Annotated in this window: 25 protein-coding genes; 15 read left to right on the top strand and 10 right to left on the bottom strand. The window is 53.8% G+C overall.

The annotated features are described in order from the left end of the window. Positions 1 to 109: 109 nt before the first annotated feature. Positions 110 to 1033 (bottom strand): DMT family transporter, encoded by a 924-nt coding sequence (locus J7J49_RS08245; protein ID WP_215091704.1) that lies wholly within the window; start codon positions 1031 to 1033, stop codon positions 110 to 112. 99 nt (positions 1034 to 1132) lie between these two features. Here J7J49_RS08245 and J7J49_RS08240 point away from each other — a divergent pair, with 99 nt between their 5' ends. Both J7J49_RS08240 and J7J49_RS08235 read left to right on the top strand, forming a co-directional pair. Next, positions 1133 to 1615, top strand: coding sequence for a MarR family winged helix-turn-helix transcriptional regulator (locus tag J7J49_RS08240; RefSeq protein WP_215091702.1), 483 nt, complete (start codon positions 1133 to 1135; stop codon positions 1613 to 1615). Beyond that, positions 1612 to 2205: a class I SAM-dependent methyltransferase gene (locus J7J49_RS08235; protein WP_215091700.1), complete on the top strand. Its 594-nt coding sequence runs from the start codon at positions 1612 to 1614 to the stop codon at positions 2203 to 2205. The genes J7J49_RS08240 and J7J49_RS08235 overlap by 4 nt, the downstream gene beginning before the upstream one ends. A 50-nt stretch (positions 2206 to 2255) precedes the next feature. Here J7J49_RS08235 and J7J49_RS08230 read toward each other — a convergent pair whose 3' ends face one another. Then, positions 2256 to 3092 carry a PhzF family phenazine biosynthesis protein gene (locus J7J49_RS08230; protein ID WP_215091698.1) on the bottom strand — a complete coding sequence of 279 codons (837 nt, stop codon included), beginning with the start codon at positions 3090 to 3092 and terminating at the stop codon, positions 2256 to 2258. Positions 3093 to 3199: 107 nt separating this feature from the next. On the opposite strand from J7J49_RS08230, the gene J7J49_RS08225 reads away from it, so the two are divergent. After that, positions 3200 to 4114 (top strand): LysR substrate-binding domain-containing protein, encoded by a 915-nt coding sequence (locus tag J7J49_RS08225; protein WP_215091696.1) that lies wholly within the window; start codon positions 3200 to 3202, stop codon positions 4112 to 4114. 77 nt (positions 4115 to 4191) lie between these two features. Here the strand turns inward: J7J49_RS08225 and J7J49_RS08220 are convergent, their stop codons facing one another. Then, positions 4192 to 5070, bottom strand: coding sequence for a LysR family transcriptional regulator (locus J7J49_RS08220; RefSeq protein WP_215091694.1), 879 nt, complete (start codon positions 5068 to 5070; stop codon positions 4192 to 4194). Positions 5071 to 5158: 88 nt separating this feature from the next. Between J7J49_RS08220 and J7J49_RS08215 the strand changes: the two genes are divergently transcribed. Both J7J49_RS08215 and bluB read left to right on the top strand, forming a co-directional pair. Beyond that, positions 5159 to 5914, top strand: a complete 756-nt coding sequence (locus J7J49_RS08215; RefSeq protein WP_215091692.1) for an NAD(P)H-dependent oxidoreductase — start codon at positions 5159 to 5161, stop codon at positions 5912 to 5914. Positions 5915 to 5972: 58 nt separating this feature from the next. Next, the gene (gene bluB, locus J7J49_RS08210; RefSeq protein WP_215091691.1) at positions 5973 to 6650 is read left to right on the top strand and encodes a 5,6-dimethylbenzimidazole synthase; all 678 of its coding nucleotides are present in this window, start codon (positions 5973 to 5975) and stop codon (positions 6648 to 6650) included. Between the two features lie 8 nt (positions 6651 to 6658). Here the strand turns inward: bluB and J7J49_RS08205 are convergent, their stop codons facing one another. Together J7J49_RS08205 and J7J49_RS08200 are read right to left on the bottom strand one after the other, a co-directional pair. Next, positions 6659 to 8179: a sensor domain-containing diguanylate cyclase gene (locus J7J49_RS08205; protein ID WP_215091689.1), complete on the bottom strand. Its 1521-nt coding sequence runs from the start codon at positions 8177 to 8179 to the stop codon at positions 6659 to 6661. Between the two features lie 115 nt (positions 8180 to 8294). After that, a complete protein-coding gene (locus J7J49_RS08200; RefSeq protein ID WP_215091687.1) occupies positions 8295 to 9278 on the bottom strand; it encodes a helix-turn-helix transcriptional regulator in 984 nt (327 codons plus the stop codon). A gap of 149 nt (positions 9279 to 9427) precedes the next feature. Here J7J49_RS08200 and J7J49_RS08195 point away from each other — a divergent pair, with 149 nt between their 5' ends. After that, positions 9428 to 10063 carry a glutathione S-transferase family protein gene (locus J7J49_RS08195; protein ID WP_215091684.1) on the top strand — a complete coding sequence of 212 codons (636 nt, stop codon included), beginning with the start codon at positions 9428 to 9430 and terminating at the stop codon, positions 10061 to 10063. An 89-nt stretch (positions 10064 to 10152) separates the two neighbouring features. Here J7J49_RS08195 and J7J49_RS08190 read toward each other — a convergent pair whose 3' ends face one another. After that, positions 10153 to 11220 carry a class I SAM-dependent methyltransferase gene (locus J7J49_RS08190; RefSeq protein WP_215091682.1) on the bottom strand — a complete coding sequence of 356 codons (1068 nt, stop codon included), beginning with the start codon at positions 11218 to 11220 and terminating at the stop codon, positions 10153 to 10155. Positions 11221 to 11377: 157 nt separating this feature from the next. Between J7J49_RS08190 and J7J49_RS08185 the strand changes: the two genes are divergently transcribed. From J7J49_RS08185 to J7J49_RS08155, 7 genes are all read left to right on the top strand, one after another. Next, positions 11378 to 12409 (top strand): GlxA family transcriptional regulator, encoded by a 1032-nt coding sequence (locus J7J49_RS08185; protein ID WP_215091681.1) that lies wholly within the window; start codon positions 11378 to 11380, stop codon positions 12407 to 12409. Between the two features lie 186 nt (positions 12410 to 12595). Next, a complete protein-coding gene (locus J7J49_RS08180; RefSeq protein ID WP_215091679.1) occupies positions 12596 to 13081 on the top strand; it encodes a GNAT family N-acetyltransferase in 486 nt (161 codons plus the stop codon). A gap of 9 nt (positions 13082 to 13090) precedes the next feature. Beyond that, positions 13091 to 14002, top strand: coding sequence for a LysR family transcriptional regulator (locus J7J49_RS08175; RefSeq protein WP_215091677.1), 912 nt, complete (start codon positions 13091 to 13093; stop codon positions 14000 to 14002). Between the two features lie 153 nt (positions 14003 to 14155). Further along, entirely contained in the window at positions 14156 to 15565 is a 1410-nt protein-coding gene (locus J7J49_RS08170; RefSeq protein ID WP_215091675.1) for an amidase, read from the top strand. A 124-nt stretch (positions 15566 to 15689) separates the two neighbouring features. Then, positions 15690 to 15917 carry a hypothetical protein gene (locus J7J49_RS08165; protein ID WP_215091673.1) on the top strand — a complete coding sequence of 76 codons (228 nt, stop codon included), beginning with the start codon at positions 15690 to 15692 and terminating at the stop codon, positions 15915 to 15917. Continuing rightward, a complete protein-coding gene (locus J7J49_RS08160) occupies positions 15910 to 17391 on the top strand; it encodes a sodium:solute symporter family protein (protein ID WP_064234857.1) in 1482 nt (493 codons plus the stop codon). Before J7J49_RS08165 ends, J7J49_RS08160 begins: the two co-directional genes overlap by 8 nt. Positions 17392 to 17494: 103 nt before the next feature. After that, a complete protein-coding gene (locus J7J49_RS08155) occupies positions 17495 to 18832 on the top strand; it encodes a DUF2252 domain-containing protein (RefSeq protein ID WP_215091671.1) in 1338 nt (445 codons plus the stop codon). Between the two features lie 4 nt (positions 18833 to 18836). Here the strand turns inward: J7J49_RS08155 and J7J49_RS08150 are convergent, their stop codons facing one another. The 3 genes from J7J49_RS08150 to J7J49_RS08140 all read right to left on the bottom strand — a co-directional run bounded on the left by J7J49_RS08150 (position 18837) and on the right by J7J49_RS08140 (position 22422). Continuing rightward, on the bottom strand, positions 18837 to 20636 hold the full coding sequence (locus J7J49_RS08150; RefSeq protein ID WP_215091669.1) for a GGDEF domain-containing protein: 1800 nt from the start codon (positions 20634 to 20636) through the stop codon (positions 18837 to 18839). Between the two features lie 242 nt (positions 20637 to 20878). After that, a complete protein-coding gene (locus J7J49_RS08145; RefSeq protein ID WP_064234854.1) occupies positions 20879 to 21925 on the bottom strand; it encodes an SPFH domain-containing protein in 1047 nt (348 codons plus the stop codon). A gap of 2 nt (positions 21926 to 21927) precedes the next feature. Continuing rightward, positions 21928 to 22422, bottom strand: coding sequence for a nodulation efficiency, NfeD-like protein (locus J7J49_RS08140; RefSeq protein ID WP_215091667.1), 495 nt, complete (start codon positions 22420 to 22422; stop codon positions 21928 to 21930). 120 nt (positions 22423 to 22542) lie between these two features. Between J7J49_RS08140 and copM the strand changes: the two genes are divergently transcribed. Next, complete coding sequence (gene copM, locus J7J49_RS08135; RefSeq protein ID WP_215091665.1) at positions 22543 to 22977, top strand: CopM family metallochaperone; 435 nt, start codon at positions 22543 to 22545, stop codon at positions 22975 to 22977. 89 nt (positions 22978 to 23066) lie between these two features. Beyond that, a complete protein-coding gene (locus tag J7J49_RS08130; RefSeq protein ID WP_064234852.1) occupies positions 23067 to 23783 on the top strand; it encodes a trimeric intracellular cation channel family protein in 717 nt (238 codons plus the stop codon). Here the strand turns inward: J7J49_RS08130 and J7J49_RS08125 are convergent. Further along, positions 23780 to 26770, bottom strand: a complete 2991-nt coding sequence (locus J7J49_RS08125) for a translocation/assembly module TamB domain-containing protein (protein ID WP_215091663.1) — start codon at positions 26768 to 26770, stop codon at positions 23780 to 23782. The genes J7J49_RS08130 and J7J49_RS08125 overlap by 4 nt on opposite strands. Positions 26771 to 26878: the final 108 nt, after the last annotated feature.

Raw genomic sequence — 26878 nt, 5'->3', positions numbered from 1 at the left:
TTGAATTCAATCAATAATGAAAGCAGGTTCGGTTAAAGGCTTCTTTTGAACGCCTCTAAACGGTGCATTACCTTGATTGGTACCCTCTTATTTAGGCTGGTGCATTTGGCTACTGCTTGGCTTTACCAATATTAAGTAAGGCAATACCGGCACCAATGAATAGGGTGCCTAGCAGTAAGCCCTCGGGGGCGGTCTCTCCCTGTAGCAGTATGGCGACGGGTACGCCCACCACGGCGCCGACGGAACCCAGTAGACTCAGAAATACCGGGCCGCCACTTTTTTGCAGTAGGAAAAGCAGCAAGAACTGGCCTGCAAAGACCATTGCTTGAACGGCAATCAGCATGATCGGCAGAGAGCGGTCTGTTGGAACGTTCAAAGAGAAGCCCGGTAGGAAGCCCACGCTGAGTAGAATAACGGCAGCGGCGATGAGCATGCCGGGTGCCAGCGCATCGCTGGATACGCCTTCTGGCCAACGCAAGGTTCTGTAAAGATTACCGATGGCCAGCAGTACAGGGCCGATTAAAGCGAGGAGAATCCAGAGATAATCGGCATCCGGCGCGGAAAGCTTATGGAAAGCCAAGGTGATGGCTCCTGACAGGGCCGATATTACCCCCGCTGCGCGCATCACCTGAAACCGCTCCATTTTTAACGCTAGGGCGCCGACGTAGGTGAGTAGCGGTGGCAGGGTGATGATCAATGCCACGAACCCAGCACCTACATGGGGGACGGCTGAGAAAAACAGTAGGTTGGCCCCCGCCACACCCAGCAGACCTGAAATAGCGTAATACTCAACGGTGCGGCGGTTAACTGGCGGTAAATTGCGACGGAAGGCGGCAAGAGCCAGCAAAATGAGCGATGCCCCTGAAATCGACCAGAACAGAAACGCGAGCGCTGACAGCTGAATGTCACCGGCAAGTTTCGCTAAATTAGTCGATAGGCCCAGCAAGGCGCCACCGGCTAGCAGGTATACCAGCGGGGCAAGCCAAGCTCTTTTGGGTGAGTGTATTGTGCGGTCAGTGCTTGATAACGTCATTGGCGAAGTTCTCATTGGTACCGTTTTTTGAAAGTATCTTGATATCAAGATATGTGTGATTAATCTTGACGTCAAGCTAATTAGGCGCAAAATACGCTCATGGATCATGTAGACAACATTCTCAAACAATGGCGGCAGGAGAGGCCTGACCTTGACGTTGCGCCGATGGGCACCATCGGGCGGGTCAAACGGCTGAATCACACTTTAATGCGCGTAATGGAGAAGACCTGGGCGGAATACGGCCTGACTGACGCCAGCTTTGACGTTCTGGCCACCCTGCGTAGAGAGGGGGAACCCTATGCGCTATCGCCGGGGGATTTGATGGCATCCACGATGGTGACGTCAGGCACCATGACTCACCGCATCAATCAACTAGAAAAGGCGGGGTTGATTGAGCGGGTTAAAAACCCCAATGATGGTCGCGGCTTTTTAATCTCTCTTTCCCAACGTGGGTTCGATTTAATCGACGAAGCGGTGGCCGCCCACGTGGAAACCCAGGCGCAGCTGGTGAGGGGTCTGACTGACGAGCAACGGGCGCAACTTGATAATCTGCTTAAGCAGTTTTTGGCGGGGGTAGAGTGAGTGAGCAAAAGTACCTTGAAAAATCACTAAGCGTTGACGTATACCCGCCGCTAAAACGAGCGCTTGAGTTAGTGGGAAACACCTTGCCAAAGGTAGCCGTTGATGCGGGCTGTGGGGCAGGGCGTGATGCCATGTACATGGTGGAGCGTGGTTATACGGTATATGCCTACGATAAAAGCGATGCTGCGATAGCGCGCTTAAAAGAGGTAGGTGGGCGACACATTGATAACACGCTATTTCCGCAAGTATGCAGCTTTGAACAGTTTACATACCCAGAAACGGCAATTATTAATGCATGCTCTAGCTTGTTCTTTTGTGAACCCTCGCATTTTCCGGTCGCTTGGCAATACTTAACGCAATCGCTGCAGCATGGAGGTGTATTTTGTGGCCATTTTATGGGGCCAAATGACGCCTGGGCAAAAATGAATCGAGGTGATTTATCGATACATTCCTATGCTGATATCCAAGCGTTGTTTAATGATCAGTTTAAGCTCATGGATATTGTTGAACACAATACAGAAGGTAAGACCCTGCTAGGGAAGACCAAACATTGGCATGTTTACGCAGTTGTTGCTCAGAAGGTTATTTAACCCATCAAGGCAGAGTTTACATCACTGCCTCTGAGCAACATGTTAGGCAATTAAATAATCTCTACAGCTGTGCCGGCCACTACTATTCCTCCTTGCTCGGGGACTTCAACCTGCAGCAGGCTTAATCGACCCATCGTTTCACCCTGCTTTATCAGAAATTTTCCAGGTACATCCATTAACTTGGCATCGCGTAAATAACCGCCTAGCGCGGCCGCTGCAGCGCCAGTGGCAGGGTCTTCCACAACACCGCCCACAGGGAAAGGATTGCGTGAATGGAAAAGGTCATCACTTTCGCGGAATATAAGCTGGAGCGTTGTTACTCCCTCCCGCGACATCCAAGATGTCAGTTTTTCAAAATCGTAGTCTAGTTGGTTCAGTCGATACTGGGAGTTGACCGCCAAAATAAGGTGCCAGACTCCGCCGTAGGCCAGGGCTGGAGGAATAGTGCGATCCAGTGCATCAGATGGCCACTGCAGTAGCGCGAGTACTTCATCGACAAGTTGTTCAGTAACAGGTTTATGGGCCGGCTCAACCGAGGTGAGTGCAGCCTGCATCTGACCATCAACCGAGTGAACCTTCACGGGTATGCGGCCTACTAATGTATCCAACTGATAAGTGCCAATACCACTTAAGCGCCCCACCATGACGGCACTTGCAATCGTGGCATGACCACAAAAATTGACCTCTGCTAGCGGGCTATAGTAACGAATAGTTCTGATTTCACCGCTCGATGGGGCGATAAATGCGGTTTCCGAGTAACCCACTTCTGCGGCGATACTCTGCATTATCTTATTATCTGGCAACGCATCGCCAATCCATACGCCCGCTGGGTTGCCCTTGGTTGGATCTGTCGAAAATGCCGCTAGTCGATATAAATGCTCACTCATGATGCTCTGCTCCTAAAGGGATCATTTAAAAGAAAGCATTATTGTGACCTTAAAAATAATAATGGAAACTGCTTTATTGTCACCCATAGGGTTACTAGAATTTAGCCATGAGCAAAATCACTTTTCCTCCTTTAAACACCCTTCGTGCCTTTGAGACTGCTGCACGATTAGGCAGCTTTGCCGCTGCTGCCCAGGAGCTTAGCCTGACGCCAGCAGCCGTCAGCCATCGTATAAAAGAACTGGAGGGTAGGCTCGATATTGCGTTGTTTATACGCCAGCCACGTGGCGTAATCCTGACGGAGTCTGGCCGTCGCTACCATGGTCGTTTAGCTACTGTTTTTACCCAAATCGAACAAGCAACTAAAGAGCTTAGGCAACAGGGGGTAGATGGCCCGCTGACGCTATCTGCCCCCCACTCATTTATCCACTATTGGCTAATCCCTCGGCTAGCTAATTTAAAAGCTCTTTACCCGGGCCTGCAGATAAAGCTGCGTGGTGAAAGTGAGTTATTGAGCTTTCGCGATAACCAAGCTGATATAGGCATCCGTTTTGGCACTGGTGACTACCCAAACCTTCATACTGAGCAATTGATGGGCGATGCGGTGGCTGTCCTTGCTCCTACCATGTTGATAAGTAGTCTCAGCGACGTTCGCTCTGAAAGTTTATTGCAAACTCAACTTTTACTGGAAGACAGCACTATTCAACCGTCAGAGCCATGGAATACATGGCAGCCCTGGTTTCGTGAAGCGGGGGTTGAATGGCATTCATCACTACAGAAATTACAGTTCTCTGACAGCAGCCTTACCTTAGCGGCCTGCGCTGAAGGGTTAGGACTCTATATTGGCCGATACTCTATCGCTCGTCGGCTACTTCAGAATAGGAAAGTCCAGGCAATCATGCCCTGGCGTAGCCATGAATTTGCCTATTACTTGGTATCGCATCCCGCTGAAGTTGAAAATCCGCGTGTTAGGGCATTTAAACAGTGGTTAAGTGAAGAGATTAGAAATTTTCAAATGCCTTGAGTACATTGAGCAGCCAGGCAAGTACGTTTATTAGTTAGTGAAATAACAGTGGTGGAAGGCATTTTCCATGTGTTGAGCTAGATTCTTTGGCCTTGAACCCCCACCGTCATCGCCTCCATAAACGCACGTACTCTGGCCACATGGCGCAGATCCGGGTGGGTGAGCAGCCAGAGTTGGGTGGTGAGTGCTTCTATGTGTTCGCTTAACCTGAGTAGCTCTTTATCGGCATCGCCAAGATAGCAGGGCAGTACCGCAATACCCGCCCCGTGGCGTACCGCTGATTGCATACCCAGCATACTATCCAGCCGGTAGGTGGCGTTTTTATTCATCATCCACTTTTCAAGCGTGGCGTCGCCTAGATGAACATCCGGGCCGATCCAGCTTTCTGTTGGCAGTGACGCGGGCTCTAATGGCAGGCAGGCGTTTTGCCAAAGCGCCTTTTGACCATAAATAGCCTGAGTGATATCGCTTATCTTGCGACCTACCAGGGTTTCGGGTGGCTTTCGAGTAGGCCGGATCGCAATATCGGCCTCACGTCGCGACAAGCTTTGCAACTGATTGGAGATAACCACTTCCAGCGTGATATCAGGGTAGCGCTGGCGAAAGCTAGCAAGTAGCGGCGAAAGCAGCCCCGCGAAAAGCGTATCAGTGGTGGTGATGCGCAGATTACCGGTGAGGGTTAAGTCCTGCCCGATAATTCGCCGCTCAGCGCTATTGATTTCGCTCTGTACGCGCTTGGCCGAAGCCGCCAGATCATCCCCTGCCAAGGTTGGTGTATAGCCTGTGCGGCTGCGCTCAAAAAGGGTAACGCCAAGCCCTCGCTCCATCTCACTTAAACGTCTAAATACCGTGGCATGGCTGATACGCAACGCTCGGCTGGCACCGGATAGCGAGCCCGCCTGGGCAATCGCTAGCACAATTTGTAGATCGTCCCATCTTATTTGCTGTTCATTCATGCAAGATTAGTTCTCATTTTTAGCCAATGTTATGGCATATATGAACAGGTTAGCCTGTCGTCAAACCAATCGATAGGGGAGGCGCAGTATGAATGTGTTGATCGTCTTGGCTCATCCTGAGCGCAAGTCATTTAATGGCGGCCTGGTGGATGTGGCGGTAAAACAGCTGGTGGGCGCGGGTCATACCGTCGAGGTAGACAATCTCTATGCTGAGCAGTTTGACCCGGTGGAGCGTGCTGAGCACTATCCACATCAAGCCGTTGACGTGGACTACTTTTATCCCCTCAATGAACAGCGCGCTCACTACCAGCAAAACGCATTACCGCAAGACGTTCAGCGGGAGTTAGCGCGGCTGGAATGGGCTGACTTGGTGATCTTCCAGTTCCCGTTATGGTGGCACGCCCAGCCCGCTATCTTGAAAGGCTGGTTTGATCGCGTACTGGTATATGGCGGGCGCTACACAAGCCGCATGCGTTACGACCGGGGCTACTATCGCGGTAAGCAGGCGATGCTGTCCGTCACCACGGGCTCGCCGGAGAAAGCGTTTCAGCCCTTTGGGCGTGCTGGCAATATGGTTCACTGGCTATGGCCTATACATGCTTCGCTGTATTACGTTGGCTTTGACGTGCTGGCCCCTCAGCTAAGCTACGGCATTCAGGGCGGCGGTATTCGCTATCAAGAGGAGGCTGATATCGCTGGCCATCTAGAGGCCTGCAAGGCAGCCTGGGCAACTCGCCTGGTGAGCTTGAGTAGTGAACGTCCCATCCCCTTTGCAGGCTGGGACGACTGGGACGATGAGGGCGTTTTAGGTCAAACAAACCCGCTACGCTGGCGGCTGGGCTAAGCTCGTGTAGACTCTGCACTGACTCTACAACCGATCAGCAAAAGGCCAGAGCAGCGCAATGACCATCTCGAACCACCGTTTTTCCGATGCTGAGCGGCGTGGGCTCTACCGCGCCATACATGAACGGCGCGATGTGCGTTCGCAGTTTCTGCCTGACCGGATTCCCCCTGAAGTGCTGAACCGTCTGTTGGAGGCCGCGCATCATGCGCCATCGGTGGGGTTTATGCAGCCCTGGGATTTCATCGTGATTGAAAGTCGCGACGTCAGGGAAACGGTGTTGGCGCTGTTCGAGCAAGAGAATCAGAAGGCCGCCGAGCGCTTTGAAGGCGAGCGTAAAGCGCATTATCGCAGCCTTAAGCTGCAAGGGATTATGGAAAGTCCGCTTAATCTTTGCATTACCTGCGACCGAAGCCGGGGCGGCCCCCATGTGCTGGGCCGTAATAGCATTGTAGAAACCGACCTGTTTAGCACATGTTTGGCGGTGCAAAACCTCTGGCTGGCAGCGCGAGTGGAAGGCATCGGCGTTGGCTGGGTGAGTATTCTTGACCAAGAGCAGCTAAGCGCTGCCTTGAATCTGCCTGAACACGTTTATCCGCTGGCGTATCTTTGCCTTGGCTATGTCAGCGAGTTTTTAGACCAGCCGGAGCTCGAAGCCAAAGGCTGGCGCTCCCGTCTATCATTAAGCGAACTTGTGCATGGTGATAAGTGGGGGCAACCGCTGGACAGTAGTTTATGAGGAAACTTCTATAAGGATGGCCTGCTCGTTGTGCCTAGCGCACTGGCCTTTGGTTTGCGGCGCTGACTTTTGTCTTCATACATGCGCTCATCTGCGAGAGTAAACACCTGTAAGGCAGGCGCTTCGCTGGAGCTGGCGAACCCCAAGCTCACATGAAGCGTCAGCTCTTCGCGTTCGCCGTTAGCGGTGTCGATGGTGCAACGTTGGTTGGGCAGATTTTCCCTGAGCAGACTTGCCATACGCTTGGCTGCTGCCAGGTCGGCAGAGGGGAATAGAATGACGAATTCGTCGCCACCGTAGCGTGCCAGTACGTCACTATCTCTGCAGTGAAGTTGCAGATACTTGGCAACGCCAGCAATCAATTGATCGCCTGCGACATGGCCATATTGGTCGTTCACTTCCTTGAGTCTGTCGACATCCATCATCAGAACAGCAAAATCCAGGCTTGGCGTCTGTGCTTTGCCCTGAATGCTCAACTGCAGCGCCGATTCCAAGAAACCTCGGTTATAAAGGCCGGTGAGCCCGTCACGCTCAGCGGTTTTTTTCAGCTCCAAATGCAACAATTTATTTTCGGTAGCGGTCGCCAGTTGGTCGGCAAATAGCGACAGTATTTGCTCCAAGCCATCGTCCCGTTTGGGAGCTTTTACGAACAACCAACCTTCGTACAAGCTTAAACGGCCCCCCATGGATGTAATGTATAAATTCTCATCTTGCTCTGTTGGTGGCAGTTTGACTGGATACTCTCTTTGCTCATGGACACTGGCCAATAGGCGCTTTAGGCGTTCTTCATCCTTTGGGCTTAGCCCCGCAATAGCCGCGTAGCGTGTCACTTCTGAGCGTTGCCGTTCTTGTAGAAAAACGGCAAAGCCGTAGTCGGGAAAATGGCTATGTAGGTGGTTTAACGAGTCATCCAGCAGAGAATGGATATTGATCGCACGATTGGCGACCGCCCCGAGATCCAATAGGGCGTGAAAAACCCGGTTCTGAAACTTAATCTCGCCAATGCTACGGCCGATCTGACGATTCTGGCTGTACGTTACACGACCTATGGTTAGAAAATAGACCACAGCCCCGGCCCATTGGTAGATGTCTAAATTGTTGCTCACATAGGGACGAAAAGTGAACCCTGTCAGGGTACTTCCGACCATCGCAGCGACAGCAAAAAGTGCAGCTGAAACAATCATTTTCCGCACTCCGCCGACCACTAAGTTATTCATCAAACAGGCAAGCCCGATAGTAATGGTGGCTAAAAGGTAAAAATCCAGCACGCTACACCAAAAGCCAAACAGCAGGCTGTCGAAGAGGAGATTCCTAAATTCGGCACGCTTGGAATTCCGAGCACTTGCCGCAAGCGCATAGGCGACGCCGGGCCATAGCAGCAGTAAAACTCCAGGCAGAATAAGCGTCCAGCCGCTGTTTTCTACTATGGAGATCCATACGGTTAGCCCGAAGGTATGGCAAAAGGCAAAAGTGCGCGGGGCAATTGTCGCCAATGCAAGACGGTGTGTTCGTCTTAATGAATGTTGCATTTGTGAGTCTTTATTTAACGTTATTTGAATAACAGACTAGCACCTAAGAGGCTGGAAAGTCCTATCCTGACGTCAGACAGATAGAGCCTTCCTTTCTACCCGATTTTAGACAGTGTTAGGGCTTATCTATTGGATACGATGAAGAGTGCTCGCAACTGGCTAGTAAGTGTTTGGCGTGCTCACGTAGGGCTTCTTTTAGGCCATCCGGCTTGAGGACGGTAAATCGAAACGGGAGCTGAGCCAACCAATAGGCAAACCACTCGAAGCTGTCGGTTCGGGTGTTGAGTAGTAATCCACCTTCAACCTCTTCGAACGGATCTGTACAGAAAAATTGGTTCTCAAAGTAAGCGTACGCGGCACGATCAATGTGTAGCACAAGTGTTACTTCATAAGTTGGGCCCCAGGACATAAGGCTTTCGCTTAAAAAATCGGCTGCATTGAAGTGAGCGGGGCGTGTGAAGGTATCATCAAGTAGGCGCACACCGCTGATACGATCCAGCCTAAACGAGCGCATGGCACCCCTCAGATGGCAAAAACCAACGGCATACCACCGACCTTGTTGGAAAACTAACCCGTAGGGGTCGATCTGACGTTCAATCGGTTCATGTTGCGGAGAGTGGTAGATAAGCCCGACGGTTCGCATGGCTTCAGCGGCTTTAGTCAGTGTCTCAAGTGCGCAGTCATCACGGCTGGGTTCACGCCGGGGTAAGAACACCTGAGTGGTCTCACTGATACTACGCACTCGTCTTTTTAAATTCGCAGGCATCACCCGCTCGAGCTTCGCTTGTACGCTGGCGATGGCAGGCGTTGCGTTCGTCAGTCCCAGTTGGCTGGCGGCCAATAAGCCTAGAGAAACGGCGAAAGTCTCTTCATCAGTAAACATCATGGGGGGCAGCTTGAAGCCAGCCACCAGTCGATAGCCGCCGTAGCGCCCCTGCTCGGTCACTATCGGCACACCTATATCTTCCAGCGCCGTAATGTAACGCCGGATAGTGCGTCGATCTACGCCCAGGCGTTCGGCCAACTCGGCTCCGCCTATCTGGCCATTAGCCTGCAGCAACTCAAGTACAGCAAGCACGCGCGTTGTGGGTCCTGCCATCGCCACCTTCCTCTCGAGGTTATTTTTGAAGTCTTGCAGAAAAAGTGCATTGTTGCGTTTATTTAGGACGCATTTTCGCCTATTAACCCACTAATCTGGCCTGGCAATACCTTGTGTCACCGAAAAATTGACTAAAAAAGGAGCTCAGCATGTCAGAACTTACGTTTTACACTCATCCGATGTCTCGCGGGCGCGTGGTGCGCTGGATGCTGGAAGAAGTAGGCATACCCTATTCGGTAAAGGCGATGGAGTACGGCTCAGAGATGAAAGCCAAGGACTACTTGGCTATAAACCCAATGGGGAAGGTGCCTGCCATCAAGCATGGCAATATTGTTGTGACGGAAGTGGCGGCTATTTGTGCGTACCTGGCGGATCAGTTTCCGGATAAAAAGCTGTCACCGCCCCCGCAATCTCCCGCACGCGGAGCCTACTATCGCTGGCTGTTTTTTATGGCGGGTCCGTTCGAGATGGCCACCAGTGCCATGGCCTATGATTGGAAAATTGACAGCAGCAACGCACAGGCCGTTGGGTGTGGCCAAGTGGCAGACAGTATCAATACGCTTGAAAAAGCACTCAGTGAGAGCGCTTATATCTGCGGCGATCAGTTTACTGCGGCAGATATATTGGTTAGCAGTTACCTCTGGTGGGAGACAATGCAGAAGAATATCCTGCCGAACGAGGTGTTCAAACACTACATAGCGCGCACGGAAAGTAGACCAGCAGCCAAGCGGGCCAATGAGTTGGACGATGAGCTAGCTGAGAAAATGAAGCCCGTATCCATCTGATAGCCAATTTGTGTCGCTTGTAAAAATAGGGCGCTCCTAATGGAGCGCCCTATGTAACGTTTTACGCAGCTAATTTATCTTCTCTACCCTTAAAGGCGCGCCTCAAGGATCAAATTAAACGGTGTCTCCGCTGCGCGCCTGAAGTGACTGAACCCCGCCTTGCGAAATACCGCTGCTAAGCGTGCTTCTCCTGCTTGCGCGCCGAGAACCTGCTTGCCACCTTCCGATATCGCATGGGCGCAGCAAATAGTCGTGGACGCGGCGTAATACATTCTCGCTACCAACGACAGATTGTGTTCAAGATGATCCTGCGCATAGGGTTCAACTAACAATACAGTGCCGCCTGGTGCTAGCACTTTGGCGGCATAGTTTGCGGCTGCCACTGGATCGCCCATATCGTGCAGGCAGTCGAAGAAGCAAATCAGCCCGTACTGCCTGTCCGAATAATTGTCCGCCTTTGCCACTTCAAAGTGTGCGCGCTCGGCGATGCCAGCGTAGGTGGCATTTTGGCCCGCCTCGCCAACAGAAGGCTCGTGGGCATCAAACCCGTAAAAGCGAGATTTCGGAAAAGCCTTAGCCATCAGTACCGTAGAGTGGCCAAACCCACAGCCAACATCGGCAACCGTGATACCGGCTTCAAGCTTGTCAATGACGCCTTCTAGTGCGGGCAACCATTCAGGCACCAGACTGCTGCGATAACCGTTACGGTAAAAGGCCGCGACACCACACTGTAGGCGGCTGTCATGGTCGCCCCATGCCACGCCTGTGCCAGTGCGAAATGCCTCAAGGGCTTTCTCTTCGTCAAACCACATTGAGGCGGGAACCTGCCATGCCGGTGGAATAAATACTGGGCTATCTTCGTTTGCCAGCACCATCGCCTGTTCAGGGGGAAGTTCGTAGGTATCGCTGATAGCATGGTAGGCAACATAGCCGCCGGCCGCCTGGGAATTTAACCACTCCCGGACATAGCGTTCAGCGCAGTGGGTACGCTGGGCAAGTTCTATCGCGCTAATGGGGCCTGCACTCTCCATTGCTTTGTAAAGCCCAAGCTTGTTGCCCAGGCTGACCATAACACCGCCATAAGCAGAGGACAGATCGCCCACCGCCTGCATGACAAAGGTTTCTAACTTGTTTTGATCGATAGCCGTTACGCACATGGTCTACGCTTCTCTTGTGTGGTGTGAGGGTGTCAGTTGAAGGTAACAACTGAACGCACTCATAATCTCAGCGGTGCCCTCTCGGTATAAGAGTCAGAATCACCCTAAATCGGTTCGTTTGTGACACGACGTTTTTGTGCGCTGGGAAACCTAAGCCATGCCTCAATCATTCGTTAGCTTTGGCGCTACTCCCTATCATGTCAGTCTGCTGGCGTTGCCTGATGCGGTAATCTCTACGCTGGCAGGTATCTACGATGTGATGAACGCTGCCTCATTGATGAACCTTGTGCCAGAGGGGGCGCCTGCACCTTTTCATGTTGAGATTGTCGGCGAGGCCGAGGGCTCCCTTGCACTGGCGAGTGGCGTACCTATCAACGTGCAGCGGGCAATCGAGAGCATTACCAACACTGATATTGTGATCGTTCCTTCAGTATTGCTGAGCGAGTCTGGTTGGGAGAAGGGGCGTTATCCACACCTGGTTGAATGGTTACAAGAAATGCACAATACGGGCGCCGTGTTGTGCTCAGCCTGCTCTGGGGTTTTCCTGATAGCCGAGACCGGCCTTTTCGACGGTCGTGATGCCACGGTGCATTTTGGCTACGCTCAGGCGTTTACGACTTGCTATCCTGAGGTGGTTGCACACCCTGAACGTGTCTTGGTTATTGCTGGCTTGCGTGACGAATTGATCAGCTCTGGTGCCTCCACCAGCTGGCACGATTTAGCGTTATACCTTATTGCGCGCTACGCCGGTGCCACCACTGCGCAGGAAATCGCACGTCTATACGCGCTGCAGTGGCATCAGGACGGCCTTACTCCCTACATGATCTTCGAAGGTAAAACAGACCACGGCGATGCCGATATTCAGGCCGCGCAACAATGGCTGTGCACCCATTTTTCGGTCGCTAACCCTGTGGAGGAGATGATCAAGCGCTCCTCACTCGCTGAACGCACTTTCAAACGTCGATTTGCTAGCAGTACCGGTCTGACGCCTATCGTTTACATCCAACGTTTACGCATTGAGGACGCCAAACGCCGCCTGGAACGAACCGATGCCACTATCGATGACATCAGTTGGCAGGTGGGTTATGAGGATGCGGCTTTCTTTCGGCGTTTGTTTAAACGCACGACCGGTCTTGCGCCAGGCGCTTACCGTAAGCGATTCAGGATGCCAGATTTTACGCTGAGCTAGTCAGTATTCGTAGGGAGCCTCGCTTGATCGCTGCCTTGCCGCTGACCGAATTCGTGGCTGACCCTTATTGGTGGATTTAGGTGTTGGAGCGCAATAGCATTGTCGAGGCTGGTCAAGCTTCTATAGCGAGGCATGCCGTTTGTCGCTACTGTATTCGCTTGTGCTAAACAAGGCTGGGAGCCATTCATGCAAAGCGATATTATCCTTCAGCGGCTAAGAGCCGACGACCCTAATGCTGACGCAGTTGCAGCCTGGACATTTGAAGCATGGGGTCATTTACACCCAGGGCTCACCCTAGAGCAGGCTATTGAACGTTTAAAGGCTGAATGTGGTCAGGGCGGTGTGCCTTCCATTTTTGTGGCGATGCAAGGCGAAACCCCCGTGGGAACCGCCAGCCTGACTGCTGATGATATGAGTATTCGCCGCGAATTTACTCCCTGGCTTGCCTCAGTATTTGTTCTACCCGAATGGCGGGGGCAGGGTATTGCCTCTGCGTTGGTACGCCGGGTAGAAGCCGAAGCAGCTGCGCATGGCTTTGAGCGCTTCTATCTCTATACCCCTGATCAACAGGCGCTTTATCGACGGCTGGGTTGGGAGGATAAGGAGGACGTTGAGTATCGGAAAGAGCACGTTACGGTGATGGCGCGGCAGCTAGATAAGCCACAAAACTGAGAGGCGTTTATGATCAGTGGCCGTGCGTTACGCTACTTCGATACTGTGGCTCGGTGCCGTTCACTGCGCCAAGCCGCTGCCCAGCTGCATATTGCCCCCACGGCGATTAGCCGTCAGATTGATCTGCTCGAACACCAGCTTGGCGCACCGCTCATCGAGCGCGGCCCCAATGGTATTAGCCTAACAGCAGCGGGGGAGCTATTAGCCGCCCAGGCCCAGCGCACGCTGCGTGACCTTGAACGGGTGCAGGAGCATATTGCAGACCTTAAAGGTTTGCGCACTGGCCGGGTCAGTCTGCAGGTATCGGAAGGCGTTGTTGCAGGCCTGCTAGCGCCTGCCTTGGCCAAGATGGTGCTGCGCTACCCTCATTTGAGTTTTGATATCGGAATCGCTAGCGCTAGCCAAATGGTGGAGGCGTTGCGCCGAGGCGATGCAGATATTGGCTTGTCGTTCTTTATGCCTCGTCACGATGACATCGTGCCATTTGCCAGCGCCGAGTTGCATCACCATGCTGTGATGGCCCCAGGCCATCCATTGGCCGCGGCTTCTGAGGTGAGTCTTCACACCTTGGCAGAGCACCGGCTGATCTTGCCTGATGAGTCCTATGGCGCTCGTCAAGCGCTAGAGCACGCTGCTCATCAGGCCGGGGTAGTTCTGGTCCCCACCTTCAAAACCGCTTCACTGGAAACCCAAAAAGCACTCGCCCTGAACGGCGCAGGCGTGCTGGTATTACCGCCGATGGCGGTTGCCCGCGAATGTCAGTTAGGCGAACTCGTCAGCATTCCCTTATCTCCTTTAGAGCTCGAGGCAGCGCGGATTGATCTCTGTGTTTATCGTCATCGCCAGCGCAGCTTTGCCACCGACGCGTGCCTTTCGCTGCTGGCAAGTGCTCTGCAAACACTGCAAGACCCGCCATTCTGAAAGAGCTTGAACCTAAAAAAATTTTGAAAAGCAGAGTGCACACAAATTGTGGACACTCTGCGGTCAATATTGAAATAGCAGAGAGCGCTGAGTGGGTTCATGCTGAGCTAATTGATAACGTCAGTCTGACAACAACAGCAAAAAGGTAATGTGATGCCTGAACTACATCAACTCACCGCCACCCAATTAATTGATGGCTACCGAGCCCATAGGTTCTCGCCAAAAGAAGTAGCCAGCGCCCTGGTTGAACATATCGACGCCTGGGAGCCGCACATCAATGCGCTGTATGCCTATCAGCCGGAAGCCTTCATTAAAGCAGCCGAAGCGTCTACACAGCGTTGGGCCAAGGGCGAGACAAGCGGCGTTTTGGACGGTGTCCCGGTCACTCTTAAAGAGTTGATTGCCACTAAAGGGATGCCGGTGCCGGTGGGCACGGGGCTGGGTGAGCAGGCTGCTGCCACTGAGGATGCACCCCCGGCTGCGCGCCTAGCGGAAGACAATGCCCTGCTGTTGGCAAAAACGACCTGCCCTGACTTTGGCATGCTGTCATCGGGGCTTTCTTCTTTTCATGGCTTGACCCGCAACCCTTGGAATTTGACCTGTAATACCGGTGGTTCAAGCGCGGGGGCGGGCGCGGCGGCGGCCGCTGGGCTTGGGCCGCTGCATGTGGGTACCGATATTGGTGGCTCGGTACGCCTGCCAGCGGCGTGGTGTGGGGTCGTCGGTTTTAAGCCTACGCTGGGCCGGGTACCCATAGATCCGTATTATGTGGGCCGCTGTGCCGGGCCCATGACCCGCAGCGTAAACGATGCCGCGTTAATGATGGCATCGCTTGCCCGCACGGATCGACGCGATGCAATGCGCCTGCCGCCGGAAGAGATCGACTGGATGGACTTAGCGTTAGACGTTAAAGGTTTGCGAGTGGGTGTGATGATGGAGGCGGGCTGCGGTCTGCCGTTAGATGATGAGATTCGCCAACATGTCGAGCAGGCTGCCAAGCAGCTAGAAGCCGCCGGGGCAATGCTAGTGCCGTTGGCACCCGTGCTGACCCGCGAAATGCTGGATGGTCTGGATCACTTCTGGCAAGCCCGACAGTGGAGCGAGCTGTTAAAGCTCTCGCCAGAAGAACGTGAGCAGGTATTGCCCGCCATTTTAGCCTGGGCCGACGGTGGCGCGCGCTTAAGTGGCGTAGACGCGGTGCAGGGTTTTCAGCAAACCATGATGATGCGACGCGCCACCGAAGCGGTTTTTGATAAGGTGGACGCTGTCATATCGCCTACTACGCCGAATATTGCCTTTCCCGCAGAATGGCCATCGCCCACCAATGATCCGCGCCAACCCTTTGAGCATATTGCTTACACCGTGCCATGGAACATGGGCGAGCAGCCCGCTATTTCCCTTAATGCTGGGGTCAGTAGCGGTGATATGCCCATTGGTGTGCAGTTGGTTGGCCCACGTTTTGCGGATCATTTTGTACTCAAGCTGGCGCGGCAGCTTGAAGAGCGCTTGGCGCTACCCATGCGCTGGCCAACGCTGCCAACGGATAACGTTGAAGCTAAATAAAGCCGTTTTAAATAACCATTTCTAAAAGCCATCGTAAAAAACGGGTTATTAAAAAACTGTAGTTAAAAAAATGTAGTTAAAAACCGACTTTAAAACTTGGATTCAGAAAATAAGGGGAACACTCATGGGGCGTTTATTGGTTCTGCCTACCTCCCGGGCGGGCTGGGGGCTGTTAATTGCGTTTGTGGTATTGGTGCTGGCAGGCATATGGCCGGTGATTGGGATGGTGAACCGGGCCACCTTGGTGATGGGCTTGCCGCTAATAGTGGTGTGGAGCTATTTGGTAATTTTTGCCTGCGTGGTGGTGATGCTGATCGGTAACTGCATTGTGGAGAGAGACGACCATGAGTAGCCCCTGGCCACTGTTGATTACCTTGACCTATGTCGCCATCGCCATGGTGATTGGCCTGCGCGCCAGGGCAGGGCGCTCCATGAATAGCCTGGAAGAGTGGGGCGTGGCGGGTCGCAGTATGGGGCCGGTGACGCTCTACCTGTTGATTGCCGCTGGTAGTGTGAGTGCTTACACCTTTATGGGAGCTCCCGGTTGGGCTTACTCCAAAGGCGTCGCGGTATTTTATGTGGCGATCTACCTGGCTTATCTGGCATTGGTAGCGTGGTACTTCGGCCCCAAGGTATGGCAGTTCGGTGAACAGTTTGGCCACGTGACTCAGGCAAGCGCCATTTCCGACCGCTATCAGAGTCCCGCGTTGGGCGCATTAGCGGCACTCGTTATGGCAATCGGCTCTATTGCCTACGCGGTACTACAGACTATTGGCTCGGCGTATATTCTGTTCGTGATGAGCGGTGGTTTGATTCCGATTTGGTTGGGGGTTGTGCTGGTGCTGGCCTGCATTGCGGTCTATCTCTACGCCAGCGGCCAGCGCGCAATTGGCCGAACCAATGCATTTCAGGGGGTGTTAATGCTGATTGTGGCTTGGGCGGTTGGCCTGTGGGCTGTTCACAGTGCTACCGGTGGGCTGAGCTTTGCCGGAGTGTTTGAGCGTATTCAGACCGAGCATAGCGAGTTTCTCACTCTACCAGGCGCAGGCGGCGATATGAGCTTTAGCTTCTGGACGACCTCGATCATCGTTTCGATGTTTTCGTTTATGCCGCCGGTATGGACTCAGTGGATGAGTGCCTCTTCGGCGCGCACTATTCGCCGCAGTGCCACGTGGTTGCCGACTTATTATGTCGTCATTCTACCCATGGTTGTCGTTGGTTTTATCGGTATTTTCTCGCTGCCTGAGCTAGCCCGGGCCGATACCGTGGTACTCGAATACGCCATGCAACACTTGCCGGTGGTGCTGGTTGGACTGCTCGGCGCGGGTACCCTGGCGGCCTCAATGTCTTCCAGCGAGCCGTTTATTCATTCGGTATCGCTGTCGCTAAGCAAAGATGTGCTTCAGCCGGTGCTAAAACTTTCTGATGGCGTGACCGGAAAGCTCGCCCGGCTGCTGATACTGCCTATTATGTTCTTGGTGGTTGCGCCACTGGCGATTGCCGAACCCGGCAGTTTGGTAATGATTCTGTTAGTGGGGTTGGGGTTTGCTTCCCAGGTGCTGCCCGCCTTTATCGGCATGTTCTTTTGGCCGCGGGCTTCTCGCTTGGGCGTGATGGCCGGTATCGTGGCGGGCTTTTTGATTACCGTGGCGTTTACTACGCTATGGCCACACCCGCTAGGCATTCATGCGGGGTTCTGGGGGCTGATGCTTAATCTGCCGGTGTTTGTGGCGGTTTCATTGATGACACCTGCTACCCACGTCGAGGTGGTGGAGCGCTTCTTTCGCATCGCTGCCCCCCGTGGGTTTACCCGTTTGAGTCAATAGGTGTATAGGGCGGCCACTGACTTAATCTATTCATGGTTATCGACTACCTTTATAACAAACCGTTTTTCCGCATCAATTTTTCTGCATCAAACAAGGTAATTCGATGAGTCATGCATTGACTGGACATAACCGCCCTCAGCAGGTGATTGAGGCAACCCACCAGGCGAATAACACCTTGCCAACGGCGACCCGTCAAGCCAAGTACGCAAAAATGGCGGCGTCGCCCTACCGCTTTTACCGTGGTAGCAACCATCTGTTTTGGAATGATGTGTGGCACGACTGGCGCTTTGCCCTGTTTGGTGGCTGGCCGGAAACCCAAACTTGGCTGCAGGGGGATACCCATGTCTACAACTTCGGTGCTTATGGCCATCATGATGATCAAGTGCGCTACGGTATGGATGACTTTGATGATGCGCTAATTGGCGACTATCAATATGATCTGTGGCGGCTGGCCATCAGCGTCGTGCTTGATAGCCGTGAAAACGCTGAGTTAGATCCCAAAGCAATTGATAAAGCGCTTAAAAAGTTAATAGAGGGCTATTGCCAAACGCTAGCTGACCACGTCGACGGCAAACCTGTGGAAGCGGTCACGCTTGATAGCGCCAAAGGTCCACTAAAGCCCTTTATGAGTAAAGTGGCGGATAAACAGAGCCGTGCTCGCATGCTCGAAAAGTGGACGGTGCTTGACGAACAGAAAGGCCGCCAGTTTGCCGAACGGCCTGGCAAGCTGGCTAACCTGCCGGCGGATGTGGCGAGCCAACTACGCCGATTAATTGAGCATGAGTATCAACAAACGCTGCAGCACGCCATAAAAGAGAGTGATCCCCACCACTTTAGAGTGAAGGATACGGCGCGACGCTTGGATGCAGGCACCGGCTCGTTGGGGGTAGAGCGCTATTACGTTTTGATTGAGGGGGGAGTTGATCACGAGCACGATGACATCATCCTGGATGTCAAAGAGCAGGTTCCCCCGGAAGCGTTTCGCTTAATGGATAACAACCAGCAGCAGGCGTGGCGTAAATTATTTCCTAACGAAGCTATTCGCCATGCGGCGGCGTTTCATGCGATTGCCGAACACCCAGACGCTTATCTCGGCTGGCTAACCATGAACGGCAAGGTGTTTTCGGTGCGTGAGCGCTCGCCGTTCAAGAAAGACTTTCCGACCCATAAGCTCTCTGGCGCGAAGTCATACCGAAAGCTTGCTCAACAGTGGGGAGAAATTCTCGCCCGAGAACACCTGCGCGGTGCTAAAGCGCTTAACCAAGGTGACTCAACACGCTTTGCCAAGTCCGTTTGCCAACGATTGAAAGGGCGTGAAAACCTGTTTGTTGAAGTGGTGTCGACACTGGCGGTTGCCTACGCCGACTGCACTGAGCAGGACTACGCCGTGTTTATCGATCACTTTCTGGCAGGGGGGCTGCATAACCAGCCGACAGCATGAGCGATTACTGAGGCTGCTGTTTACCGAGCATAAATCCCTGTTCCTCAAGCGTCTCTTCCCATACAACACAGCGGTTACGGCCGCTGTGCTTGGCTTGATAAAGCGCTTCATCGGCAAGTCGTAGCAATCGCTTAGGGTCTTGGGTGTGATCAGGATAGGTTGCCACACCGCAGGAGAGCGTGATTTGCCGCAGCCGGGTGCCTTGATGGATGAATGCTTGATGGGCAATAGAGGTTAACAACGCCTTGGCGCGAGATTCGGCAGCGATTTGGGAGGTGGCGGGCAACAGGGCAACAAACTCTTCACCCCCAAAGCGACAGATCACGTCCATATCCCGTAGGTGATGTCGCAACAGCAGGGCAATTTCAACCAGTACAGTGTCTCCTGCATCGTGGCCAAAGTCGTCGTTAATCTGTTTAAAATGATCCACATCTAGCATTAGCACGGAAAGTTGACTGGCATGCTGCTTAGCTCGCTGACACTGGTGGTCAAATGCCATATCGAAATGGCGTCGGTTATGCAGACCGGTTAACGGATCCTTGCGTGAGAGGCTTTCCAATTCTTGCACTAACCGGTCAAGGTCGGCGGTGCGCGCTGCCACTTGTTGCTCAAGAGTCTCATTGGCCATCGCAAGCTGTTGCTGTGTATGCCGGTAGTGCCACAGAAAAATTGCGGCGTTAGCCAACGAAAAAGCCAGCGTGCCGTAGCTCAAAGGCACACTACGCCAGCCCACAAAACCATGGGCGACCGCCATATCGGCCAAAAGTAGTGGTGCAAAGAAAGTAAAACTAACGACCAGAAGCCGTTGTTCAAGGCTGAGCCGTTTAAAACGCATGAGCGCTAGCGCCAGCATCACGGGAAGCGTAAAGGCTAGCATGACATCAAATACAGGGAAGGTGAGTGAAAGGCTCACTACTCCCAGTCGAACCAGACCAATCGTAAGAATCAGGTACGCTAAGTGGATAACCCACAAGTGAGTTATCCAGCGCTTAGCGGTGCCTTCCAACCAGTAGCTGAGTAGCAATCCTAATGCCACCGGCAAGGCATAGTAGCTGCCTGCGCGTAGTGTGTCCCAGGCCAGTGGGCCATCGGCAATGAATTGACGGGCAGGCGTCTCTGCCAGCAGCATTAGACCTGAGGCGTAGGCAAATAACGCGATCGATCCGAAGCCGCGGCGTTCAGGGCCTATTATCGCGAAAATAGTGGCCAAGATGGCAAGTACCAGTACCAGTGCACTGACGCCAAGATCCTGAGCGGAGTCATGGATAACTTGTTTAAGAACCTCAATGCGCTCCATTACCTGAACTTGGCCCCATAGACCAATGCTGGTGTAGTAGGAGTAGAAGCGGAAGGTGAGCGTCTGACCGGCGGCATTTTCGGGTAGGTCGATCATGTGCCAGGGCCATCCCGCAAAATCACCTTTACCTTGATCGTCAAACTCACCGTATTGATAGATGAGTTCATCGCCTAGGTAAACTTGCCCAATCAAATTGATACTGGTGATAAAGAGGACGGGATCGCTCCAATCACCGGCGGGCACTGTAGTGCGTAGCCAGAGGTGTTCGTGCCCGTCTCGGCCGGGTGGGTTAGAAGGGGTATCTATCGCCTGCCACTCTGTTGAGTTGCTGTGCAACCATAGGGGGTGGTTATCAGCATCAAGAGGAGAGTCGCCCCAGCGATACTCCCAGCTTTGCAGTGGTTGAGAAGAGGTATCGGCTTTAAGGCCAACAGGAAACGCCAACAGCATGGCAAAGGCCACCGTTAGCAGAATGCCGTGGCGTAAGGCTAACCCACAGGGCAGCATGGTGGGAGTCCTCATCTATGGGTAGCGGTCAATCTACTCATCAATGCAGTCACTTGGCTAATTACCTCGCGTGGATACTGTGGAAGGTTTATAAGCTAACAGTTTACCTAAAAACGTCGCGCAGGCGATGACATCCACTTCAACGTTGAGCCGCCCGTTTAGCTGCCATCAGGGCAAAATAAAACCGAGCCACTCAGGTGGCTCGGCTTATTACTTTTTCAGTGTACGCATTGATAACGCGCTTAGTGGCCGCTGGCAGCACCGCCTACGATCCCGCTGCGAAAGTCGCTGTCGCTGCGGTTTTTAAGGTGGTTAGCCACGGTATCCTCAGGTGAGCCCGCCATTTCACGGAACATGCCCATCGAGCCGAGCAGAGCAGAGGACTCGTAAGGTACGAACACGCGCTCCCCATTTTTTGCCATATTGGGTAACACCTTGATATAGCTCTGACCAAGCAGGTAGCCCACAACGGTGCGCTTATTCTCTTCACTATCGCCAATGGCGCTAAGCACCAGCTTAATCGACTCTTGCTCGCCTTGAGCGCGCAGAATCGCTGACTCTTTATCACCTTGGGCATTAAGAATTGAAGACTCACGCTGCCCCTGGGCCATGGCAATCGCCGCTGATTTTTCACCCTCTGCTTCGGTGACGGTGGCCCGGCGCTTACGCTCGGCGGCCATTTGCAGGCGCATAGCGGTTTCCACCTCTTCCGGCATGGCGATATCTTGCACCTCGACCCGAGAGATTTTGACCCCCCATTTGGAAGCAGGCTCTTCCATCGCGGCCTGGATCTCGTTATTCACTTCTGCTCGAGACTCAAACAATTTATCCAGCTCCATTTTGCCGACCACCGAGCGCAAGGTGGTTTTTGCGAGAACTTCCACCGCTTGGCTCATATTCTCCACTTCATACACTGCCCGCTTGGGGTCGATGATTTGGTAGTAGAGCGCGCCGTTGATGCGCACGGTGACGTTGTCGGTGGTGACCACCGGCTGGCCGGGAAAGTCCATCACCGTTTCGCGGCGGTCGATACGGGTTTCGTCTGTGGTGATAGCGGTGTAATCCTCACCCATTTTGCGATAACGCAGCATGGTGATTGCACGGGGTTGTTCAATGAAGGGGATGATGATGTTAATACCGCTTTCTAACACACGGTGAAACGAACCAAGCCGCTCAACCACCATCACTTCGGATTGGCGAATAATGATCAGGCCTTTAGAGATGATCACTACCGCGATCACAACAATAATAAGGCTTATTAATAAACCGGGACTAATCGGTAAATCCATTGTTAGGGCTCCTTGCGTTGGGAATTGTCATCTTGAGAGTCGACATCTGCGGGCTGATGTAGCGTGACCAGCGCAGTAGTGCCCTCAAAACGTTTAAAGACGACCGGGGTACCGTTGGGTAACGCGGTTTCACCGCTTTCAAGTACACGTAAACGGTAGAAATCGCCGTTCACTTTAATGCCTGTGGCATCATCAAAATCGCGGCGTAGAGTAATGTAGTGATTGCCTTTCTCCACGCCCGTGCCCGTTGTGCCATAAGCCACTCCACGCGGGGAAAAGTGCGGACGGATCACCATGATGGATAACGGCAACAATATGCCGGTAAAAATGGCCATGCTGAGCAGTTGCCAGGGAAGCGTTAATCCCAATGCCGTCACCGCTGCTGTGAGCGCAGCGGCAATACCCAGTGCAAGCAGCACCATCGCGCCAGAAGTCAGCTCTGCCAAACTCAGCAACAAGGCGAGTACTAGCCAGCTATAAGCCGGATTCCAGTCCATGTGCTCTCCAATGCAATATGTCGATGATCCTCTTAGGGTAACCCACTTAAGCAGTCTTGACCTGTGGGCTGCCTGTAGGTTTTAAACTTTAATGACCAATATTGCCGATAGGAACGTGCCATGCCCTTTTACGGTATTAAAAGCCAAATGCCTACTTTCCGACCACTTCTCGCATTGAACATGGTGGTAGGTTTGTGTGTGGTAGCCGGAGTGCTGGTAGCGACGCCTGTCATTGCCCAGGAAAATGACCACCATGGCAGCCATGGCGAGCACTCAGCCGCTGCTGAGTCGCACGTTGATAACCCTGCCGTAGCTGCCTACCAAGCCGCCAGTGATCGTATGCATGAAGATATGGCAATGGCGTTTACTGGAAACCCAGATGTGGATTTCGCACAAGGCATGATTCCTCATCACGAGGGTGCGATTGCCATGGCTGAAGTAGTCCTTGAGTACGGTGAAGACGAGCAGATTCGCCAGTTAGCAGAAGAGATTATTGCCGCCCAGGAAAGCGAAATCGCATTCTTGAAAGGGTGGCTGAAGCGTCAAGACCACTAAGTGAGGCGTGGCCATCAGGTTGTGCCAATAATGACTAAGAGAGTGCTATCCTGCCTGCCTGCATAGATGCGAGCATAAAGGAGAAGGGCGTGTCGGGCGTTGTTTACTGGCTGGATATGGCGGGGGTCATCGTGTTCGCGCTATCGGGGGTGATTTTGGCGTGCCGGTCACGTATGGATCCGATAGGCATGCTGGTGTTGGCGGCGGTCACCGGCATTGGTGGGGGCACACTGCGGGATTTAGTGCTGGGCGTCAGGCCGGTGTTTTGGGTGACGGACCCGACTTACCTATGGGTGATCTTAGCTACCGTCGGCGTGTCGTTGATGGGGTTTCACTATATCCATCGCCTTTCGCGGGGCTTTTTGCCCATCGCCGATGCGTTTGGGTTGGCGCTGTTTACGGTGATTGGTACGCATAAAGCCCTGCTGCTGGGGAGCTCGGGCACGGTGGCCGTGTTAATGGGCATGATGACCGGGGTGGCTGGCGGCATGATCCGTGATGTGTTGGCCCAGCGAGTACCCATGGTGCTGCGCGAAGAGGTGTACGCCACGGCTGCAATGGCCGGAGGCGTCGTTTACGTGGTGCTGCATGCGCTGGAGGCGCCACTTACTATAGCGATTGCCGCCTCACTAAGCGTCACTCTTGGGCTGCGTTTGGCGGCGATCCATTGGCACTTGGCGTTGCCGGTGTTTGCCTGGGTCACGGTGCCGCCGAAAACCCATGATGAGACGGCAGCCCCACTCTCCACGCCGCAAAAAGCCAAAGAACGGGTCAAAATGATTCGCCGCGAGCGTAAACGCCGTTAGGGCCTGGGTACCTGATTGGCTACCCGCCAGCGATCAAACCAGCGGCGCGGTTGGATGACACGCAAGGTTGGCTCGCTGTCGTTAAGTACCACCCCCAATCCAAGCACGCCAAGGCGGGCATAGAGTGCCCCGTTGGCACTGCGATCGGCTAATGTGACATCCGAAAGGAGCAACAGCGGGCCGCCGGTGAGTGTTAAGTCACTCAGACGAATTTGCTCGCCGCTGATCGCTAGTTGTGCCGTGCCCTCGATATGGTGAACATTCAACAGTCGCCCGAGCCAGTCGCTATCTCTTGCCCGGGCGAGAAACAGCCGGGCGAGTAAGCCGGTATCGCGCATCTCAAGGCGCAGCTGGCTGGCGAGTCGAATAGGGTCTTCCCAGGCCAGCTGCGCATCCAGCATGGAGAGCGTTACCCACCAGCCAGCGTCTGAAGCGCCATTTTCACTCTGGCGATTGACGTTTTCCAGGCGTAAAAATGAGTCGTTGGCGGTAAATCGACGTGTTTCCAGATTACCGTCGGTTAGCTGTAGATAGAGTTGTAAGTCGCCTCGAAGCCGCTGATCCAGCAACGCTAGCTCTGCGCCAAAGGCGCGCAGGGTGATTTCGCCCTGGGCGTTTAAACCCTCCAGCAACCACTCGCTTTCCAGGCTGGCTTGCCCATCCAGCAAGGTAATCCCCGCACCTTCTGGCAGGTAGCGGTTGTAGCGGGTGAAGTCGGGCACTTCGGTAATCGGCAGCGCAATGCGGGTAGTGAAATGCTCGGGCAGGGGGGATTCGAGCACATCGCTAAAGCGCTCGGTTTGGGTGGTAAGGGCAAAATGGCGACCTTCCAAATGAGGGCTGTCATCGTCTTGGCGTCTTAGCGCAAAGCGGGGGATGCCAAGCGAGAGTTGGGCCTGCTCGGGGCTATCCAGTTGGGCGGTAAGTTCACCACGCCCGGTGGCGAGATAGTCTAAAAACGAGACCTCAAGTTGGTCAGCGTTGACGCGCAGCCGAGTGGGTGCCAACAAGCGGTTATCACGAAAGGCGCCTTGGAAGAAAAGCTGGCCTTCTCCAGCGATAGTTAAGCCGTGGGCATCCGGTAAAAAAGCATTTAAAAAACTGAGTCGTTGCACGCTGCCTTCAAGCGCAAACTGCCCGCTGGGAACGCTGTCGCGGCGTTGAAAGCGGCCATCGGTTAACACTAATACGCTCTCTAGGCGCTCACTCGGTTGGTCGACATCACCCACTTGCCAGCTCAGCCGGGTGCCACTGATATTCAGTGTTGAGCCATCTATTGCCGCCTGTTTAATGGGCAGTAAAAGCTGCATATCGCTGGTTAAAGTGCCGCTTTCGTCGCCGTGCTGCCAGCGAGTATTCAGCGCTTCTCCGGCCAAGCTAATCTCGCCGCGGAGCTGTTCTGATGCGATGGTGAGCTGGCCGTGACTGACCGCTTGGCCGCTAAGCAATTGCAACGGCGCAGGGTCTGGCAGCAGGGTGTTCAAGTAAGTTTGTAGCACGCTGATATCAGGCAGGCGCGCGGCTTGCCAACTGAGTGCCACGGATGCGTCTTCACGCGCACGTTGTGCATCAATGGGACTTGTGACGTCGACACTGATATCGGCATCGTCAAGCAGCAGGCGGGCTTGGTGATGCAGCGTGGCCTGGCTAAAACTTAGCGTTGCCTCAATCATTTCTTGGGGGGTTAGCTGGGCGTCCAGTGAGCCACTGCCCTGGGCAGTAAAACCAAGCGTGTCAGCCGCTAGCTCTGGCGCTTGAACCCTTAGTTGGGCAACAAAAGGTCGCGACTCGCGAATGCTCGCGTTGGCCTCGATTTGACCATGGCCGGAAAGGCGCACGCCCTGTCCGTCAAAGCTCGTTTCCAGGTAGCGGTTAAGCATATCCAAACGGGTAATATCGCCCTGGAGTGAAAGTGTCGCTGCTGAGGGAAGATCGAGTTGATCCAGGCGCTGATTGGCAGTTTGGCTGGCCAGGCGTAGCTCAGCGTGCTGTGCATAGGTGTGTGATTCGAGGTGCGAATCGAGGTGTGAGTCGGCTAGCTCTTCTTCCGCTAATACGACATCAATCAGCTGCGTCGAAAAATGCAGTTGATCGTTCTCGACCGCCAGGCGAACTTGGCCTTCGCCGGTAGCCGTATGGTGTGGTGACGGGTTATCCGCCACTATCCAGCGCGGCGAGTCACTCGGTGCACGTAAACGCTGCTCATCCACCGCTAAGCGCAACTCAGGCGCGTCCAGCATAAGTTCGCTACCAGGTTGTAACTTGCCAGCGGTTATCGCCAGTTCCCCCGTCAGTGCCCCGCGGCCCTCCAGGGTTAGCCAGGGCAGGGCGTCTAGGTAGGGCATAAAGACATCCCAGGCATCAGCCTGGGCATCCAACTGAAGCTGTGCCGAGAGCGCTGCCAGTAGGTTGGCGTTCAGCTCGCCGCTCTCGGCGTTGACAGGGTTTATCGTTTTGAGTGTGGCATCTGCGTTAAGATTGATAGCGCGCACTAAGGTGGCTTGGTCACTGAGGCGAACTAAGCGACCATGAGTGATGTCGAGGGAAATGTTAGGGATAGCTAAGGTATCGCGACTCAGGGTGGTCTCCGCTACTTGTAGCTGGCCCTCCGCTTCGAGGGCGATGTCGCCAACGGTCAGGCGGCGTATACCCTCAGCATCCAGTGCATTGATATGCAGCTCGCCGCGCAGCAGGGCCAGTAGCGACAGCGAAAGGGTGGCGCGTTCGGCTTCAATCGAAATGGGCAGCGTTTCATCTTCACGGGCTAGATAAAGCCCCTCGACTTCCCAGCGGCCCGGATGTCGGCTGGCGCCTTTTTCCCAGCGGATATCGACACCTTCGAATTGCGAAATGCGTGCCGGAAGCCACTGGCTGTTAAGCAGCCAATAGCTGCCCACCACCCAGATAAGGATGAGAAACAGTAGGCCAATCAATACCCTCAGCAGTAGGCGGGGTAGGCGATTTTTAGCAGTGTTCGCGTCTGACATAGTGGCTTCCCTAGCAGATAACTCCTGTTGGGGCGTGTTTTATGGCATTATGCGCGGCGTTGGGCAGTGACGGGTTTTCGATTTCAACGCTAGGCAGGCAACAAACGC

The organism is Halomonas sp. ISL-56 (assembly GCF_018612805.1).
GTDB lineage: Bacteria > Pseudomonadota > Gammaproteobacteria > Pseudomonadales > Halomonadaceae > Vreelandella.
This window is presented reverse-complemented; position numbering and strand designations above follow the sequence as displayed.